At 70.6% G+C, this 1,548-nt stretch carries 2 protein-coding genes and 2 pseudogenes; all 4 read left to right on the top strand.

The window, feature by feature from the left end; all coding sequences use genetic code 11:
• The first annotated feature begins 69 nt into the window (after positions 1-69).
• A complete protein-coding gene (locus tag AOJ26_RS39275) occupies positions 70-249 on the top strand; it encodes a hypothetical protein (protein ID WP_053853126.1) in 180 nt (59 codons plus the stop codon).
• Positions 246-888 (top strand): annotated as a pseudogene (locus tag AOJ26_RS39270) (phosphoadenylyl-sulfate reductase). Before AOJ26_RS39275 ends, AOJ26_RS39270 begins: the two are co-directional and overlap by 4 nt.
• 23 nt (positions 889-911) lie before the next feature.
• Complete coding sequence (cysC, locus tag AOJ26_RS39265; protein WP_053853125.1) at positions 912-1,448, top strand: adenylyl-sulfate kinase; 537 nt, start codon at positions 912-914, stop codon at positions 1,446-1,448.
• Positions 1,445-1,548, top strand: a pseudogene (locus AOJ26_RS43215) (sulfate adenylyltransferase small subunit); the annotation flags it as partial. The gene cysC and the pseudogene AOJ26_RS43215, both read left to right, overlap by 4 nt.

The raw sequence follows: 1,548 nt of genomic DNA, 5'->3' as shown, positions 1-1,548 counted from the left end.
CCAGGCCGAGCGCGAGGAGGGCGAGCGCTTCGCCGCCTGGGCCTCGCGAGCCTCCGAGGAGGCCCTGTCATGAGCGAGCGGGCCGCCCCCTTCTACTGCCCCTACTGCGGCGACGAGGACCTCCGTCCCAGCGAGCAGAGCCACGGCTCCTGGGAATGCGCGGCGTGCAACCGCGCATTCCAGTTGAAGTTCCTCGGGCTCCTCGCCCGGGGTCTTCAGCCCACCGACGCAGGGGGAGACCGGATATGACCGCGATTCAGGAAGAGCGCACGACCGACGATCTCAAGGCGCTCGCCGAGCGGGCGGGCCGCGATCTGGAGGACGCCTCCGCGCTGGAGATCCTCCAGTGGGCGGTCGACACCTTCGGCAGGCGTTTCTGCGTGACCTCCTCGATGGAGGACGCGGTGGTCGCCCACCTCGCGTCCCGCGCGATGAAGGGCGTGGACGTCGTCTTCCTCGACACCGGCTACCACTTCGAGCGAGACGGTCGCCGAGCAGGACGCCGAGTACGGCCCGAAGCTGCACGACCGCAACCCCGACCTGTGCTGCAGGCTGCGCAAGGTCGAGCCGCTGGAGCGGGGCCTGAAGGACTACGTGGCCTGGGCGACCGGGCTGCGCCGCGACGAGTCCCCGACCCGGGCGAACACCCCGGTCGTCGGCTGGGACGAGAAGCGGCAGAAGGTCAAGGTCTCCCCCATCGCCCGCTGGACCCAGGACGACGTGGACGCCTACGTCCAGGAGCACGGCGTACTCACGAACCCCCTGCTGATGGACGGATACGCGTCCGTCGGCTGCGCCCCCTGCACCCGCCGGGTGCTGGAGGGCGAGGACGCGCGGGCCGGCCGCTGGGCGGGCCGTGCGAAGACCGAGTGCGGGCTGCACGGATGACGACATCTACCGAGGAGTTGCACGTGACGACCGGAGCCACCGTCTGGCTCACGGGTCTGCCGAGTGCCGGCAAGACCACCATCGCGTACGAGCTGGCCGGCAGGCTGCGCGAGGAGGGCCACCGCGTCGAGGTGCTCGACGGCGACGAGATCCGCGAGTTCATCTCCGCGGGCCTCGGCTTCAGCCGCGAGGACCGGCACACCAACGTGCAGCGCATCGGCTTCCTGGCCGAACTGCTCGCCCGCAACGGCGTCAAGGTGCTGGTCCCGGTCATCGCGCCGTACGCCGACAGCCGTGACGCGGTGCGCAAGCGCCACCAGGAGAGCGGCGCCGCGTACCTGGAGATCCATGTGGCGACGCCGGTCGAGGTGTGCTCCGTACGCGATGTGAAGGGCCTGTACGCCAAGCAGGCGGCCGGTGAACTCTCCGGGCTGACCGGGGTCGACGACCCCTACGAGGAGCCCGAGTCGCCCGATCTGCGGATCGAGTCGCAGCACCAGACCGTCCAGGAGTCCGCGGCCGCGGTTCACGCGCTGCTCACCGAGAGGGGACTGGCATGACGACGACCGCTGCCACGGTGGAGGAGGGCACGGAGGCCCCGTACGCCCTCTCGCACCTGGATGCGCTGGAGTCCGAGGCGGTGCACATCTTCCGTGAGGT

Source organism: Streptomyces sp. NRRL B-24085, from assembly GCF_001282115.1.
Lineage (GTDB): Bacteria > Actinomycetota > Actinomycetes > Streptomycetales > Streptomycetaceae > Streptomyces.
Note: the sequence above shows the minus strand (reverse complement) of the source record. Positions and strands in the feature narration are given on the sequence as shown.

Bases quoted from the DNA above. Each gene is read 5' to 3' on its own strand.
- AOJ26_RS39275 (WP_053853126.1), top strand. From the start codon at position 70: ATGAGCGAGCGGGCCGCCCCCTTCTACTGCCCCTACTGCGGCGACGAG.